This is a genomic window from Pyrolobus fumarii 1A, assembly GCF_000223395.1.
Taxonomy (GTDB): Archaea; Thermoproteota; Thermoprotei_A; order Sulfolobales; family Pyrodictiaceae; genus Pyrolobus; species Pyrolobus fumarii.
The window spans coordinates 871,633-886,034 of record NC_015931.1 but is presented as its reverse complement, the minus strand read 5'-3'; the positions used below and the strand labels follow the sequence as shown (position 1 = coordinate 886,034).

Sequence of the window (14,402 nt, the reverse complement as noted above, 5' to 3'; positions counted from 1 at the left end):
GCTCTACTCCCCGGCTGGAGGCAGCAGCCTCACCCTATATACCGGAGCACGTCTATAGTAGCGGCGGGATAGGCATGCTACGCATACGCTGGTTTGGCCACGCAGCGTTTGAGATTACAGATGGCAATTTGAGGATACTTGTGGACCCATGGCTATCGAACCCGCTCTCGCCCATCAAACCAAGCGAGTATAACGAGCGCATTGACCTCATAGTGCTCACACACGCTCACGACGACCATATCGGTGATAGCGTTGAGCTTCTAAGGAGGAATAGTGAGGCAAAGCTTGCCGCCATTTACGAGCTAGCGCTTCACATGCAAACAAGGGTTGGCGAGACCGGAGAGGCTAGTGACAGGTTCGTTGGCGGCAACATAGGTGGACCTATGAGGATACCGGGTATCGGAGAGCGTGTAGCACTCACACCAGCTGTTCACAGTTCGCCCGTCGGTGCACCAACCGGTGCTCTCTTATTCACAAGCGAGGGTGTAGTGTATCACGCAGGCGACACTGGGATATTTGCCGAGATGCAGCTAATCGGCGAGCTCTACGAGCCTCTGGTAGCGCTCCTGCCGATAGGCGGTCACTTCACCATGGATGAGGTACAGGCTGCTAAGGCTGTAGAGCTACTCAAACCCAAGTACGTGATCCCAATGCACTACAACACATTCCCGGTGATTCAAGCCGATCCTGAGAAGTTCAGAAAGCTTGTTGAGGAGAGAGTGCCTGGCACTAAAGTGGTCATACTGAAACCAGGGGAGACTCTAAGCCTTGGCTAGGAGTGGAGAAAAGCGCTGGAGGAGTAGCGAACGCATAGCCCTCCATGTTCTAGAAGAGATGGGTTACCGTATCCTCGAGACACATAAACGTATAATCATTGATGGTGTTGAGGTAGCCGAGGTTGATGCTATAGTAGAGGCTCCTAGTGGTGAGAAGTACGCGGTGGAAATCAAGGCTGGGAGAATCGACGTGACTACCCTACGCCAAGCCTATGTGAATGCGCTACTTTTGGACGCAAAACCCATGGTTGTTGCGAGAGGGTTCGCTGACGAGGCTGCTGAAAAGCTGGCCGAGAAGCTCGGAGTAGAGACGGTAATTCTCTCTGATTCGTTCCTAGTCGATGCTGACGAGCTTGAAGAGATTGTTAAGGAGGCACTTGCATCCACAATAGAGGATGTAATCGCGGCTCTTTCGCGGGTATCCAGCCTGCGCCCACGTGATGTTGAACTATTGAGGGCTATAGCGGATTCTGAGACACTGGAAGAGCTTGCTAAACGCCTGGGTGTAGGCATTAGAGATGCGGCGAGGATGCTGGCGGAGGCTAGAAGGGCGGGTGTCGTTCCACGTAGCCTTAGGAGCTATGCCGCTATTAGAGGGTATGCGAGGCTCGCCCTTGCATTACTAAGGTTGTCTGCACTCGTAGACACGCTAGAGTCTAGTGTAGAGAGGCTTGAACGAATAGCATCCACACTGGGGTAGTGGAGATTGGACAACCCGAAGGAGGTTAAGCGAAGGATTAGGGAGCGAATATGGAAACTTCTGGAGGAAAAGGGTGTAGCTGCCTTCCCTCGACCGGTCTACGGGCGCATACCTAACTTTGTGGGTGCCGAGAGAGCCGCAGAGAGGCTGTTCGAGACGCCCGAGTGGAGAAAAGCGAGGATAGTGAAGGTGAACCCGGATGCACCTCAAAGACTTGTACGGCTACGTGCTCTCCAAGAGGCCAAGTTGTTGATAATGGCTACTCCGAGGATGAGAGAGGGGTTCCTCCTCCTAGACCCGAGGCTGATACCACCTAGGTATTATGCCGAGGCATCAACGATACGCGGAGCGTTCCGCTGGGGACGCCGTCTAACGCTAGACGAGCTGGCAAGGCTAAAGATAGACCTGATTGTAACGGGCTCAGTAGCTGTTGATAGAGAGGGTAACAGGGTGGGAAAGGGCGAAGGCTACGCCGAGCTGGAGTACGCTGTGTTAAGAGAGATAGGTGCCGTTACACCAGAGACTCCTGTTGCAACAACAGTCCACGACCTACAGATAGTCGACTCTATACCACGCGAGCCCTACGACCTCACGGTAGATATCATAGCGACGCCAACTAGATTGCACCGTGTCGAGCCCAAGCCGCCTAAACCGCAGGGCATACTATGGAATAGGCTTCCCGATGAGAAGCTTCGCGAGATACCACTGCTTCGCGAGCTGAAGGAGAAGCTCAGAAGGTGACGCCGAATAAAGACCCTAAGTCTTTCAACAACTCGATAGCATCACGATATCTTCTCTCTGGTGTGAGAGCAAGCATCTTGCGGAGAATGTCAACTATATTCTCTGGTTGTCCGGGTGGAGGCCCCAACGGCTCAATCGCCTCTAACAACTCCTCCGCCGCGCGCAAGAACGAGTCTGGGTCATGCATGCTAGCCGCAAGCCTCTCAAACTTTCTCGTGTATTCTTGCGCTTCGGGAGGCAACACCCTCCCCATGCTCTCTGCCAGCTTTGGCACAACTCTCTTCAACACCACATAGTTAAGCGCCAGCCTCGCATATGGCCTCCTCTTGTAGAACAACCTGTATGCCATCAAGCCTAGACTATACACATCGTAGCTGGGATATGCACGCGCACCATGAAGGAGCGAATATGGATCCGCATACTCCGGAGTTATCTCCTCGAGCGCAGGCGGCCTCCTACGGTCTATTGGGAGCGCCGTAAAGTCGAATACTTTGGCTTTTAGAAATCCACTGACACGAACAACCATAACGTTCTGAGGCTTTACATCAAAGTGGCCGAAACCTAGCGTATGAGCCAATGCAAGAGCACCAGCAACCTCGTAGACTATTTTCCTAGCTTCAAAGGGGCTAACATTAGCCTCAATACGGTCAAGTGTCACCCCATCAACATACTCCATGACAACAACGGGCGGCGTCTTAACATACTCGTCAAGATTGCGGTACTCTTCGCGAGGAATGTATACACCATACACACGTATTATATTATCAGCAAAGCCCGTTAACAGCCTCACCTTATCACGGAGCCCCTCGGTTACACCCCTCTCCTCCAGAGCAGCCTCCACCACACCCCGGCTAGCAAACGTCATCTTCATCATTGCAGTCGCCATTCTAGCAAAGCTCTCAATAGCTCCACGGTTGCCCACAGCAAGCGGCGAGCCGAACCTGCTCCTCTCCCTCAGAATCTTAAGGGCAAATCTTCCATTGGCACCGATGCCTTCAAGAACGTAAGATATCCCACCCTCTCCTATGATCCGCTCCACCTTGAAACCGTAGAGTACGCTCCCAATCCACACCATCGGTGGCCTACCGGCAGGTATAGCCGCAACACGCGCACGCTCAACGAGAGATCTTATATCAGCGGGTAGCTTATCGCGCTCAACAGCCATAATATCTACTATACTATCCTGTTGCGTAACCACCTCAAGTATGCGAATGTACGCACGCTCACCTGTCAGCACTACACCGCTCTTGCCATCCCTAAACACTGCACCTATCACTGCGTCACCGCAAACAAGTAGCCTTCCTTCACCTGCCTTGTTAGAGACGACAACAGATAGACAAGCGTTAGATTGGAGCTTCTTCGAAACATCTAAAATTATCTTCTCAAGCTCTTCGCGACCGCTAATCCTCTTATGGTAAACATACGTTCTAGAATTCATTGTTATGTCTAGCTGTACCAGCGGATCTGCAAGATGTTTGCTAGCATCCTCAATCGTGGTCGCAATTCTGAACATTACTCCTCCCGATAATTGCCCATCAACACGCCAGCAAAAAACGAGGCACCCTCATTAATGTAACACTGTTAAACATATCCACGAGAATATACTCGTTTTCCCGCTTTACTCCTCCTCTTCCTCGTACTTCACACGGAGTACAGTTAAACCTATGACTATCTCCGAGCCGTCCTTTAGTTCCACGGGTTTGTCTTCAACAGGTTCGCCGTCAACCACGGTTCCATTAGTGCTTCCTAGATCCTCGATGAACCACTTACCATCACGGTAGAATATCTTCGCGTGTTTTCTCGAAGCATAAGGGTCTACGATAACGATGTCATTGGTGGGACTTCGACCGATTATATACTCGCCCTTTTCCGGTTGGAGTTTCCATACACTCACGGGTTGATTAAAGGGTGATTTCACAACCTCTAGCGTGAGAGACGTCACGTCTGACCGCCCTCTGCTCCCCTCTCCTCCACTTCCTCTTCCTTCACTGTACGCTTTACAATCTTGCTTGCTAGGCTGAGCGCCTCTTTAACCGCTTCATCAGCCCTCGCCTCTAGCATCTCCTTGATACGCATAGTCTCACTGTATAGTTCCATATCGCCTATTCTCGCCGTCTCCTCGGCAAGCCTAGCAGTAGCCTCTAGGAGTTCTTCAGCACGGCCATCCATTGCAGCCTCCACTATCTTCTGCGCGGCACTTAGAGCATTCACTTTTGCAGCGACAACCTCATCCACTTTAATCTGCTCTTCACTCTCGACAACACGCAAGGTTAGGTCGATCCACGCAGTCATTCTCTCACCTCCCATAGGCTCATAGTAACTCACTCTGAACCTCGCCGCTCGCATCTTCGCACCCGGCGCGGCTGCCATCGGGAACACTATGAGCATGCCCGCCACCGTAACCTGCTCGCCTTCGCTTATGTCACCAACGTGCACTATGGCCTTGGAGCCTTTCCTCTCATACCGGAAACCATAAACCTCCAGATCCACGTTACCATACAACTCTATTTCTAGCTTCACGTCCTTAGCAACAACTTTCGTCCCTTTGGCCGCATACTCTTCGAGAACTCTGCGTATCTCCTCAGCCGAGGTAACATGTTCGAACACGCCTCCAGTCTCCTTGGCCAAGTGGAAGAGAAGCTTCTCATTATACTCGCGACCGATACCTATTGCAATTATAGGTGCACCTAGCTTGCGCGCCCTCTCGATGATCTTACTGAAATGCTCCGGCTTCTTAGGCCCCCATGTAGGCATGCCATCAGTCAGAAGAAGGATTCTGTAGGTGTATATCGCTCCATAGCGCTTATTGAGAGCCTCAATTAGGTTGAGAGCCTCCTCGAGCGCACGACCGATGTTTGTAAACGTACAGTGCTTCACCTCATCAACCTTCCTCTTGATATCCTCTAGACTATCACCGTAAATCGTGGAGCCAACGAGCTTTGCAGTCCTACAGAACGCTATCACAGCGAAATGGTCGGTAGGCTTCAACGTCTTCATAGCCTCCATTACGCCTTCCTTTGCACGTATGATCTTACCCTCTTTCTTCATCGAAGGACTCACGTCAAGGAGTACAATGAGGAACGTGGGGGCTCTCTCAGCCCTCCTGCCGTATATCTCCGCTACAAACCCTACACGCGCACCCTGAGGTACAATAGCATCCCTATCCGTCTCGACAACAAGCATCAACGCCCGCGTAGGCGCTGCTCCAATTCGCGGCAAGGCACCATTCTCCTAAGATGTCGCTTCACACCCTACTTTATTAACAGTTCCTTAAACGCCTTCAATCTTTAGCACAATGCTTAACAATAGTGTTCCCATGCCACCATTCTGCTTGTTTGATAATTACATCAACGTTTATTTTCTCCCCTCGTTAACACGTGTTAAGGTGGGTGTAGGGCCTCGTATGGCGTCTCAATCCTTCTATGATTACACGCTCTACCCTTTAGGCGAGAAGAGTGAGAAGAGCGAATTCGACACCAAGCAGATCAATGAGGCTAGACTCCGTTGCGTCCTCAAGTGCTTGCTCAACCTGTCAGAGGAGGAGGCTTACGTTCTCACGCATCTACTGCTGGACCCGAGACCCGCCACGGCGAAAGACATCGCTGCTAGTTCCGGTCGCAATCAGGAGGTTGTACGACGCGCGCTACGAAAGCTATACTCTAAGGGACTCATTGAAAGACGCCCGTTTCCACTGAGAAGGGGAGGCAGAGCTTACATCTATGAGCCGAAACCCGAGCTTGTCGAAAGACTAAAAGAGCTATGTAGAGCTGCACAGCATGTAGTAGAGCTAATGAGTGAGCAAGCACGTACCCAGAGTTCTATCAGCAGGGTCTAACCGATACGGCGGGGTAGGGCCGAGGGTACTGTCCTCACCTATCGGACCTAATGCGCCTCCCCATCCCCCGCCATCCGGTATCCTACAAAAGCCAATAACAGGTTATAGAATCGTTACACTACAGCTTGCCTTACGACTGTCTAGGCAGGAATTTCTGCAACAACCGAGCAAATAATGGCAACATACGCGACTGGACATACACAGTCGCCGGCCCCTCGATCTCGATCACGAATCCTTCACCACCAAAGATGAAGCTCTTCAAATCACCAAATTTTCTTACACTCCACTTAGCGTCGGCGCTCATCGCAACAAAGTGAAAGTTATCTATTACTACCTTCTCGCCTGGAGGAACGTCTATCTTATCTATCGCGCCATATGATGATATCCATGCTAAGCCCCTACCCTCCAGCTTTAACCATACTATCTCACCCTCTGCTATCAAGCCGCGCAGCCCACGCCACGCCACATCAACATTTATGTCGCCACTATGCGCGAGGTAACTCGTATCCTGCACTATCCACGAGCCGCCTCCCTGCATGTCTATAGTAGCTATGTCACCGGGAGTTCCAGGTACGAGCCAGACTTCAGCCGGACCCTCAGCCACGTAACGATTCAGAAAGAAGCTCTCGCCACCAAACAGTGCCCTCTTTAACGCGGTTAACACGCCGCCATATGCCCTAGTCTCTACTCTAACGGGGCCCCTGAGGAGCATCATGGCACCAGGCTCAGCCCATATACTTTCACCAGCCTCTAGGCGAACCTTTAGCACAGCATAAGCAGGCCCGTGCTCGATTCTATACTGCATATTGTTTTCACCATCTTTGATTATTGCAGTTTTCACGCCTTTTCGCGTTTTAGGCGCGCTTCTCGTGACGTAACGGGTAGGGGCTATCCGAGGCTCTATCCCAGGCTAGTTTGGGGTGAGCAGAGAATGCCTGCGAACCTGCCTGCTGAGGCTAGAGCCAAGCTAGCCAAGTACAGCGAGGCTAAGACGATAGAAGAGAAGATCAAGGCGCTCGAGGAGTTCCTGGCCGCCGTCCCTAAGCACAAGGGTACAGAGAACCTATTGCTATGGGCTAGGCGCAGGCTAGCCGAGCTTCGCGAGGAGCTCGAGCGGCGCAAGCAGAGGAGGGGCGGCGGTGGAGGACCAAGATTCTTCATAGAGAAGAGTGGCGCGGCGCAACTCGTCGTACTAGGCCCACCTAATGCTGGCAAGAGTCTACTCGTGCAGAGACTAACGGGGGCCAAGACGCACGTAGCAGACTACCCATTCTCGACAACACTACCCGTGCCAGGCATGCTACAATACGAGGATATCCAGTTCCAGCTTATCGACACACCACCATTGACAGATGAGGCTCCTCAATACGTGCCTCGCATAGTAGGCTTGGCTAGAAACGCTGACGGCGTCATACTCGTAGTCGCCCTTGATAGGGATCCAGTCGCACAGTACGAGGATATTAAGAGGATATTGCGCGAGCATGGCGTTCTTATCGAGAAGCCTAGGGGCGTTGTTAGGGTTAGGAAGGGCGGCGGGCCAGGAGTAAAGGTGCAACTTAGGGGGCGCATACTCGACGGTACCGTAGCTGACGTGGAGAAGCTGCTCGCATCCTACCGTATCTACTCTGCCGTAGTCGAGATAGAGGGTGAGGTGACACTCGACGATATTGAAGAGGCGATATTTAAACCGGTGACCTATAAGCCGACACTCGTCATCGCTAATAAGGTCGATGTTCCTGGAGCAGTACAACGATACAAGAGGCTCTACGAGCATCTAAAGGGGCGAGGTATAGGACTGATACCTGTGTCGGTGGTTCGTAACTACAACCTTGACAAGATTGGAGAGTTTGTCTTCCGTATGCTCCGGATAATCCGCGTCTATACAAAGCAGCCGAACGGCGAGGTCAGCAAGACACCCCTTATACTCCCAAAGGGCGCTACAGTCCTAGACGCAGCTAGGAAGATACACAGCGATCTGGCAAAATACTTCACATACGCCAAGATATGGGGCCCTTCTGCGAAATATCCGGGTGAGCGTGTCGGGCCAGATCACGTACTCGAGGATGGCGATATAGTAGAGATACACGCCAAGAGGTAGCCCTCCTACAGCTTTAAACGGGTGGTTGCCGGGGGACCCCAAGGGGCGAAGAAGGGTATGAGTGAGGAGAAACGCGTGGTCATTGATAAGGACCCTGTTAACGTTATACAGGACATAGGGTTCCCGGCAGAGGTCATACAGATCATCGGCAGGACTGGCGTCACTGGGGAGGTTACGCAGGTACGAGTACGCGTCCTAGAGGGTCGTGATAAGGGTAGAGTGTTAACCAGGAACGTGCTGGGACCGGTACGTCTGGGTGATATTCTAATCCTGCGCGAGACTGAGCGCGAGGCGAGGAAGCTGGGTAGGAGGAGGTGAAGTGGATGCCTGCGAGGAGAACATGCTCCTATTGTGGCCATGGTATCGAGCCTGGCACCGGCCTTATGTATGTACGCAACGATGGCAGCATCCTATGGTTCTGCAGCTCCAAGTGCTTCAAGCTATGGAAGCTTGGCCGTGATCCACGCAAGTTAAAGTGGACTAAGAAGTATGCCACGCAGCAGAGGTGACCTGGATGGCCGTCCAGAGGACATTCGTTATGATAAAGCCAGATGGTGTCAAGAGGGGTCTCATAGGCGAGATTATAGCACGGTTTGAGAGGAAGGGCCTCAAGATTAAGGCGTTGAAGATGAAAAAGCTGACTAGGGAAGAGGCTGAGAAGCTGTACGACATCCACAAGGGTAAGCCGTTCTTCGAAGAGCTGATCAATTTCGTGACGAGCGCACCTGTTGTTGGCATGGTGCTAGAGGGTGACGAGGCTGTTAGTGTAGTAAGGCTCATGATAGGCCCCACTGACGGTAGGAAAGCACCACCAGGTACTATCAGAGGCGACTTTGCACTCAGTATAGGCGAGAATGTGATACACGCGTCTGACTCTCCCGAGCGCGCAGAGTACGAAATCAAGGTGTTCTTCAAGGACGATGAGATAATCGACTGGTAACTAGACCATTAGTTTTAATTTAAATTACATTGGATCGCTGCCTACCCACCTCCACAACATTTCAGAAGATGGCGGGAGCGACGAGCAGCGGCCAGATTATGCTCTAGTGCAACCCTATATTCCTTCTGATATTCCCGGTGGATGGAGATGAGGCCCCTAAGCCTCGTACTTATTGCAGTGCTCGTGGCAGCCGCGTTTACAGCGGGCTATTTCCTTGTTATAAACACCCATGAGGGTGTAAGGCTTCGTGTTGCAACAACTACTAGTCTGTATGCTACCGGGCTACTCGATTATCTTGCCGACGAGTTTCACAAGTTACACCCAGATGTGCGCGTAGAGTACATTGCAGTTGGTAGTGGCGAGGCTCTTCGAAAAGCAGCCCAGGGAGACGCGTGCATGGTATTCGTACACGCACCCAGCCTCGAGAAGAAGTACATAGAGCGTGGTATACTCGAAAACCACCATATCATTGCATACAATTATTTCGTGATTGTCGGGCCAAGTAACGATCCCGCCGGTGTGAGAGAAGCAAGTGACGCGATAGACGCGTTCAGGAGAATATACAAGGCTGGCATCGAGGGTAAGGCTGTGTTTGTAAGCAGGGGTGATAACTCAGGTACACATGTCAGGGAGAGGATGTTATGGAGGATGGCTGGTCTTGACCCTCAACCTGGGCGCGATAAATGGTACATCGAATCGGGCACGGGCATGGCACGCACCTTGATAATCGCCGAGGAGCTGGGCGCATACACACTAAGCGATACGGGCACATTCTTAAAGCTAAAGCTTGACGGGAAGCTACCACACCTAGAGATACTCTATAGCAATAGCACCGAACTCATCAACGTGTATAGCGTCTACCTAGTGTCAACGTGCACGGGTGCCGAGCGGAAAGCTGCCCTCGAATTCCTGAAGTTTGTAGTCGAGCACCAAGAGCTTATTGGTAGATACGGGCTGGACAAATATGGTAAACCGCTCTTCTACCCTGCTAGAGGCCACGAAGACATGCTTGAGAAGGCCTGGCAGATGCTGGCCGAAGGTGGGTAGTTATTTTGAGCCTTTGGGGTGAGGCCGCCGAGATAATCGTGAGGAGTGTTTACGTATCTGCTTCCGCTGTTGCACTTGCATCGCTATGGTGCATTCCGCTCTCAGTACTGACTGTTATGCGGAGTTGGACTCTAGTTGCACGTATAGCGGAGAGCCTTGTTGGTATACCAACGGTATTAGTAGGCCTCTTGCTCTACATGCTGCTCAGCAGGAGTGGCCCACTTGGCTTCCTAGGCTTGCTCTACACACCACAAGCCATAATCATCGGTGAGTCCATCCTCGTCACCCCACTCTTCATCGCCCTATGCGTCAGAGGACTACGACACACATATCTTCGTATATACGAGCTTGCACTGAGCCTTGGGGCAGACGAGATCTCTGCACACATTCTGGCGCTACGCGAAAGTCTACACGTTATAATATCAGCTGCGTTAGCATCGTTCTCGAGAGCTATTGGCGAGCTTGGTGTTGCACTGATGCTGGGAGGTAATATACGGGGTTACACGCGCACCATAACTACCGCGATTGCCCTGGAGGTCTCTAAGGGAGAGTATGAATTAGCCATACTTCTAGGCTTGGTGCTGGTCACGATACTCGCGATAGTAGCTATAACCGTGTATATCGCCGAGAGGGTGATCAAGAGTTGACGCTAGTGTTGAGAGACGTTTGGTATCGCTACCCGGGATCGAAAAATTGGGTCCTACGCGGTGTAAACCTGGAAGTCCACGAAGAGCAAGTTATTGGCGTGGTAGGCCCTAATGGCGCTGGGAAAACCACACTGCTCAAAGTAGCTGGTCTGCTTTATCGCCCTCTTCGCGGACGAGTGTTGATAGACCGCGTTGATTATTGGAGCGCTGAGCGTCAGGTCAAGCTTGCTGCACGCAGGCTGGTTGCTTATGTGCATCCAGAGCCGGTTCTTGTGCGTGGCTCTGTACTTGATAATCTTGTACTTAGTCTAGTGATGCGCGGTGTAAAGAAGCAAGAAGCTATACTAAGAGTTAAGATGCTTGCCGAGAAACTCGGTATTCGGAACCTGCTTTATCGCAAGGCTTCGTCTCTATCATCTGGCGAAGCACAACTAATCTCTATTCTACGCGCTATCATAGCTTCGCCACGCTATCTCCTTCTGGATGAGCCTACATCCCACCTAGATTCCAGCAAAAAGGCCTTGCTAGCTGATATACTAGCCGAGCTTGTAAAGTACGGCTCAAGCGTGGTAATAGCTACTCATGATACGGGATTTCTATCAAAACTGGGTGCACGCATCGTGGAGATTGTTGACGGGAGAATTGTTGGCTCAGGCGGGGCGCACCACTCGCCACGGGCGGCTTAGAGTGCCGCCTCGGCAATGCGGACAACACATCATAGCCATGTACCACTATCCTTCTTACGCACGTAAAACCTTTTAGCATGCGATAGAACGCCTGGGGATAATCGTCTTATTGGTCTGCTTGCTATTCTCAACTGTTTTAGGGGGCGTTCGTGCGCCGTATATGACTAACAAGTAGGAGGTTGCAGGAAGTCTCATTGATGATGCAAGGAGCTGTGGTTAGACTCCTACGCAGTCTAGGTTACCATACATTACTCAACCGTGTCATTGAGGGTATGGAGGTTGACGCTTACGCCGTTAAACAGACGTCAAGGGGTTATCGTGGCTTGATTGTCGAGATGAAGGTGTTGTACCGCGACTCGCTACGGGTGCAGGTAGAGAGGAGACGCCACCTAGCTCATCGAGTGTATGTTGCTTTACCGGACTGGGGCGTATACGATGCTATTGCAGGCTTGCCCGCCTGGACTGGCATAATAGCCTATGATCCGGTCTCTGATAAGGCGGATATAGTTCGAAAAGCTCTGCCAAACTCATCCCTACTTGCGGATATGATAGCAACTGCCATGGCCATAGAGGCTGGGCTAGCGATGGACGTTCAGGTTAAACCCTGGCATAGGGATGGTAGGAGCCTCGGGGCGGTGAAGAGACCGTAGGGTGCCGAGATACGTGAGGAGCCTTGGGGGCACTCGGGCTGAAGCCCCACAACTCACGTGGCGATGAGGAGTTTCCCCTTCCCCTGAGTGGTGAGGAGCCCAGGGGCCCTCGGCCGAGCCTTACCTCAGTATTAGGGCTAACACTGGTTCCGCCAGGAACGCCAACCCCCCAAAGCCAAACGCTATCTTTAATGCTCGCCTCGCTTTGGGGTATTCACCTCTCACCAACAACCTAATCGAGTATACGTTCAACAGTATAACCATAGATGCTAGCGCAAGATACACAGCGCCATAAGGCCCTATCAACGCTGGTAGAGGTGCAGCAACTGCAACACAAAGTAACAACGCTATTGCGGCACTACGTGCCGTTCTAATACCGTACCTTGTCGCTATGGTTGCTGCACCTCTTGCACTATCACCCTCGAAGTCTTCTAGCGCCTTTACAAACTCTCTTGCTAGTATGAGGGTGAACGCGTAAGCCGCTGGTATACTCGAAGCGAGTAACGATGCATCCAGAGAATTGCAACACACCCCCGCTGCTAAACCACCATAGATTATCGTCGATGCACCGGTAGCGGCTACCGTCAGATGACCTGTAAGTGCACGTCTTCTCTTCATCCAAGCGGGGTATGCATAGAGAAGCATTGCAACAATTAGAGCGTAGAGCCCGTGCAAAATGCTTAGACTGAACCCGGCGTACACTCCTAGCGCTAATAACGCGAGTGCAAAGAGGTGAGCCTCGCCTGGCGTGACTCTCCCGGAGGGTATCGGCCGCGAAGGCTTTGATATAGCGTCAATATCCGCGTCGAAATAGTCGTTAACAACATAGCCTCCTGCTGCAACCAATGCTATCGCAGCTAATGCTGGGTATAGACACGCGTTGTCCAAACACCCGGTTAACCAAGCCACTGTAACGAAGCCAACGATACCGTTAAGCACCGCCACAAGGACGTTATGAGGACGTACAAGCTCTACATAACCTGATAGCTTATGTAGGAGTTTCAAAAAAGGACACCGGTTTAGCTAACACCAGCCTTGGCCTTAAGCTCGTTTACGGCCTTGATGATCTCCTCTACGAGGTCCTTGGCCTCGCCAGGGTCGATTATGCAGGCGCTAGCCGCAGCCACCTCGATGCCCGCAGCCTCGCCTAGCCTCTTCTTGCTGGGCACGTAGACGTACGGTACCTTCTTCTCCTCGCATAGTAGGGGTAGGTGAGCAACGATCTCCGGCGGGTCTACATCCTCGGCTATTAGCACGAGCTTGGCAAGACCGCGCTCGACGCACTTTGTGGTCTCATTGGTACCCTTCTTGATCTTGCCCGTCTTCCTTGCAATCTCGAGCGCCTTGTATGCCTTTTCGGCTAGCTCGGCTGGGACCTCGAACCTAACATAGAACGGCTTGCTCATGGCTCATCCTCCTCCCCGACCGGGTCGTCGCCCGGTCGGAGTGTTAGACAAGAGTTTATGAAACCTACGCCTGCGCTAGGAGAGCGTCAAGTCGAGTAACAACATCATTATGAATCCTAGGAAGAAGCCCAGCGTAGCCTCATCCTCATGCCCTTCTCTAAAGCTCTCAGGTATGACCTCACGTACTGATACGAAGATCATCGCACCCGCACCAAAACCTAGGAGGACGGGCAATAGCGCCATGCTACTTTCACCTAGAGTTGCTCCAAGCAACGCCATCACGAGCTCGGATAATCCGCTTAACATGCCGACTGCTAGCGAGTATACCGCTCGCCCCGTGGACAAGTAGAGCGGTAGAATGATTGCGATACCTTCGGGTATGTCTTGCAAACCTATAGCCAGGCCTAGCAAGAGCCCCGATTTCACATCATAGGCGCTGGCTGCGCCTATGACTAGCCCCTCCGGGAAGTTGTGAATAACGACCGCAAATGACACCAGGAGTGCAACGTGTAGCTTACGCCCCCAGTATGGTCCCTCGTAGGCCTCCTTCCTTGTATGTTCGTGCGGTAACATCACGTGCACAGCTATCATCGCAACAACTCCGGTTATAAGCCCGAGGATTGCCGGTGGCGCACTCCACGCCTCCATAGCGGGCATAAGCAGATTCGTAAAACTCGCAACAATCATTACACCAGCGCTGAACGCCAATCCCACGTCTAGGAACCTTTCAGGCTTGACTCTGGATAAACCAAATAGTATGCCAAGAAGCGCGCCAACAGACGTCAAAAGAGCAGCTAGTCCACCAGCCGCTAAAGCCACCAACAGTGTGTCGCTTAGCATCATGTCTATCATTGCTCACCTAGTTCATACTATCTC

At 52.0% G+C, this 14,402-nt stretch carries 19 protein-coding genes; 12 read left to right on the top strand and 7 right to left on the bottom strand.

The window, feature by feature from the left end; all coding sequences use genetic code 11:
- Positions 1-74 precede the first annotated feature (74 nt).
- From PYRFU_RS04665 to PYRFU_RS04655, 3 genes are read left to right on the top strand one after another with little or no spacing between them, the layout of a single operon-like run.
- Positions 75-776 carry a metal-dependent hydrolase gene (locus PYRFU_RS04665; RefSeq protein ID WP_014026484.1) on the top strand — a complete coding sequence of 234 codons (702 nt, stop codon included), beginning with the start codon at positions 75-77 and terminating at the stop codon, positions 774-776.
- Positions 769-1,476, top strand: coding sequence for a restriction endonuclease (locus PYRFU_RS04660; RefSeq protein ID WP_014026483.1), 708 nt, complete (start codon positions 769-771; stop codon positions 1,474-1,476). The genes PYRFU_RS04665 and PYRFU_RS04660 overlap by 8 nt, the downstream gene beginning before the upstream one ends.
- A gap of 6 nt (positions 1,477-1,482) precedes the next feature.
- The gene (locus tag PYRFU_RS04655) at positions 1,483-2,217 is read left to right on the top strand and encodes a 5-formyltetrahydrofolate cyclo-ligase (RefSeq protein ID WP_014026482.1); all 735 of its coding nucleotides are present in this window, start codon (positions 1,483-1,485) and stop codon (positions 2,215-2,217) included.
- On the opposite strand, the gene PYRFU_RS04650 is transcribed toward PYRFU_RS04655, so the two are convergent.
- From PYRFU_RS04650 to PYRFU_RS04640, 3 genes are all read right to left on the bottom strand, one after another.
- On the bottom strand, positions 2,207-3,730 hold the full coding sequence (locus tag PYRFU_RS04650) for a protein kinase domain-containing protein (RefSeq protein WP_014026481.1): 1,524 nt from the start codon (positions 3,728-3,730) through the stop codon (positions 2,207-2,209). The two genes, PYRFU_RS04655 and PYRFU_RS04650, sit on opposite strands and share 11 nt — an antisense overlap.
- 105 nt (positions 3,731-3,835) lie before the next feature.
- Positions 3,836-4,159 carry an FHA domain-containing protein gene (locus PYRFU_RS04645; RefSeq protein WP_014026480.1) on the bottom strand — a complete coding sequence of 108 codons (324 nt, stop codon included), beginning with the start codon at positions 4,157-4,159 and terminating at the stop codon, positions 3,836-3,838.
- Positions 4,156-5,436, bottom strand: coding sequence for a vWA domain-containing protein (locus tag PYRFU_RS04640; protein ID WP_014026479.1), 1,281 nt, complete (start codon positions 5,434-5,436; stop codon positions 4,156-4,158). The genes PYRFU_RS04645 and PYRFU_RS04640 overlap by 4 nt, the downstream gene beginning before the upstream one ends.
- A 184-nt stretch (positions 5,437-5,620) precedes the next feature.
- On the opposite strand from PYRFU_RS04640, the gene PYRFU_RS04635 reads away from it, so the two are divergent.
- On the top strand, positions 5,621-6,052 hold the full coding sequence (locus PYRFU_RS04635) for a helix-turn-helix domain-containing protein (RefSeq protein ID WP_048191609.1): 432 nt from the start codon (positions 5,621-5,623) through the stop codon (positions 6,050-6,052).
- Positions 6,053-6,182: 130 nt separating this feature from the next.
- Here the strand turns inward: PYRFU_RS04635 and PYRFU_RS04630 are convergent, their stop codons facing one another.
- Entirely contained in the window at positions 6,183-6,857 is a 675-nt protein-coding gene (locus tag PYRFU_RS04630) for a TIGR00266 family protein (protein ID WP_048191607.1), read from the bottom strand.
- 126 nt (positions 6,858-6,983) lie between these two features.
- Between PYRFU_RS04630 and PYRFU_RS04625 the strand changes: the two genes are divergently transcribed.
- The 8 genes from PYRFU_RS04625 to PYRFU_RS04590 all read left to right on the top strand — a co-directional run bounded on the left by PYRFU_RS04625 (position 6,984) and on the right by PYRFU_RS04590 (position 12,120).
- Positions 6,984-8,150: an OBG GTPase family GTP-binding protein gene (locus PYRFU_RS04625; protein WP_014026476.1), complete on the top strand. Its 1,167-nt coding sequence runs from the start codon at positions 6,984-6,986 to the stop codon at positions 8,148-8,150.
- A gap of 57 nt (positions 8,151-8,207) precedes the next feature.
- Positions 8,208-8,468: a 30S ribosomal protein S28e gene (locus tag PYRFU_RS04620; RefSeq protein WP_048191605.1), complete on the top strand. Its 261-nt coding sequence runs from the start codon at positions 8,208-8,210 to the stop codon at positions 8,466-8,468.
- A 5-nt stretch (positions 8,469-8,473) separates the two neighbouring features.
- A complete protein-coding gene (locus PYRFU_RS04615; protein WP_014026474.1) occupies positions 8,474-8,659 on the top strand; it encodes a 50S ribosomal protein L24e in 186 nt (61 codons plus the stop codon).
- 5 nt (positions 8,660-8,664) lie between these two features.
- The gene (ndk, locus tag PYRFU_RS04610; protein ID WP_014026473.1) at positions 8,665-9,090 is read left to right on the top strand and encodes a nucleoside-diphosphate kinase; all 426 of its coding nucleotides are present in this window, start codon (positions 8,665-8,667) and stop codon (positions 9,088-9,090) included.
- Between the two features lie 147 nt (positions 9,091-9,237).
- The gene (locus tag PYRFU_RS04605) at positions 9,238-10,137 is read left to right on the top strand and encodes an ABC transporter substrate-binding protein (protein ID WP_014026472.1); all 900 of its coding nucleotides are present in this window, start codon (positions 9,238-9,240) and stop codon (positions 10,135-10,137) included.
- Between the two features lie 5 nt (positions 10,138-10,142).
- Positions 10,143-10,784 carry an ABC transporter permease gene (locus tag PYRFU_RS04600; RefSeq protein WP_014026471.1) on the top strand — a complete coding sequence of 214 codons (642 nt, stop codon included), beginning with the start codon at positions 10,143-10,145 and terminating at the stop codon, positions 10,782-10,784.
- Between the two features lie 5 nt (positions 10,785-10,789).
- Positions 10,790-11,470: an energy-coupling factor ABC transporter ATP-binding protein gene (locus tag PYRFU_RS04595; RefSeq protein WP_244403899.1), complete on the top strand. Its 681-nt coding sequence runs from the start codon at positions 10,790-10,792 to the stop codon at positions 11,468-11,470.
- 179 nt (positions 11,471-11,649) lie between these two features.
- A complete protein-coding gene (locus PYRFU_RS04590; RefSeq protein WP_167827837.1) occupies positions 11,650-12,120 on the top strand; it encodes a hypothetical protein in 471 nt (156 codons plus the stop codon).
- A gap of 120 nt (positions 12,121-12,240) precedes the next feature.
- Here PYRFU_RS04590 and PYRFU_RS04585 read toward each other — a convergent pair whose 3' ends face one another.
- From PYRFU_RS04585 to PYRFU_RS04575, 3 genes are all read right to left on the bottom strand, one after another.
- Positions 12,241-13,125, bottom strand: coding sequence for a geranylgeranylglycerol-phosphate geranylgeranyltransferase (locus PYRFU_RS04585; protein WP_014026468.1), 885 nt, complete (start codon positions 13,123-13,125; stop codon positions 12,241-12,243).
- 14 nt (positions 13,126-13,139) lie between these two features.
- Entirely contained in the window at positions 13,140-13,526 is a 387-nt protein-coding gene (gene rpl7ae, locus PYRFU_RS04580; protein WP_014026467.1) for a 50S ribosomal protein L7Ae, read from the bottom strand.
- A gap of 75 nt (positions 13,527-13,601) precedes the next feature.
- Positions 13,602-14,378 carry a ZIP family metal transporter gene (locus tag PYRFU_RS04575; RefSeq protein WP_014026466.1) on the bottom strand — a complete coding sequence of 259 codons (777 nt, stop codon included), beginning with the start codon at positions 14,376-14,378 and terminating at the stop codon, positions 13,602-13,604.
- Positions 14,379-14,402 lie beyond the last annotated feature (24 nt).

What these genes read in the sequence shown, in the direction of transcription:
- PYRFU_RS04665 (WP_014026484.1), top strand. Translation starts at nt 75, where the DNA reads ATGCTACGCATACGCTGGTTTGGCCACGCAGCGTTTGAGATTACAGAT.
- PYRFU_RS04650 (WP_014026481.1), bottom strand. Translation starts at nt 3,730, where the DNA reads ATGTTCAGAATTGCGACCACGATTGAGGATGCTAGCAAACATCTTGCA.
- PYRFU_RS04635 (WP_048191609.1), top strand. Translation starts at nt 5,621, where the DNA reads ATGGCGTCTCAATCCTTCTATGATTACACGCTCTACCCTTTAGGCGAG.
- PYRFU_RS04630 (WP_048191607.1), bottom strand. Translation starts at nt 6,857, where the DNA reads ATGCAGTATAGAATCGAGCACGGGCCTGCTTATGCTGTGCTAAAGGTT.
- PYRFU_RS04625 (WP_014026476.1), top strand. Translation starts at nt 6,984, where the DNA reads ATGCCTGCGAACCTGCCTGCTGAGGCTAGAGCCAAGCTAGCCAAGTAC.
- PYRFU_RS04620 (WP_048191605.1), top strand. Translation starts at nt 8,208, where the DNA reads ATGAGTGAGGAGAAACGCGTGGTCATTGATAAGGACCCTGTTAACGTT.
- PYRFU_RS04615 (WP_014026474.1), top strand. Translation starts at nt 8,474, where the DNA reads ATGCCTGCGAGGAGAACATGCTCCTATTGTGGCCATGGTATCGAGCCT.
- ndk (WP_014026473.1), top strand. Translation starts at nt 8,665, where the DNA reads ATGGCCGTCCAGAGGACATTCGTTATGATAAAGCCAGATGGTGTCAAG.
- PYRFU_RS04605 (WP_014026472.1), top strand. Translation starts at nt 9,238, where the DNA reads ATGAGGCCCCTAAGCCTCGTACTTATTGCAGTGCTCGTGGCAGCCGCG.
- rpl7ae (WP_014026467.1), bottom strand. Translation starts at nt 13,526, where the DNA reads ATGAGCAAGCCGTTCTATGTTAGGTTCGAGGTCCCAGCCGAGCTAGCC.
- PYRFU_RS04575 (WP_014026466.1), bottom strand. Translation starts at nt 14,378, where the DNA reads ATGATAGACATGATGCTAAGCGACACACTGTTGGTGGCTTTAGCGGCT.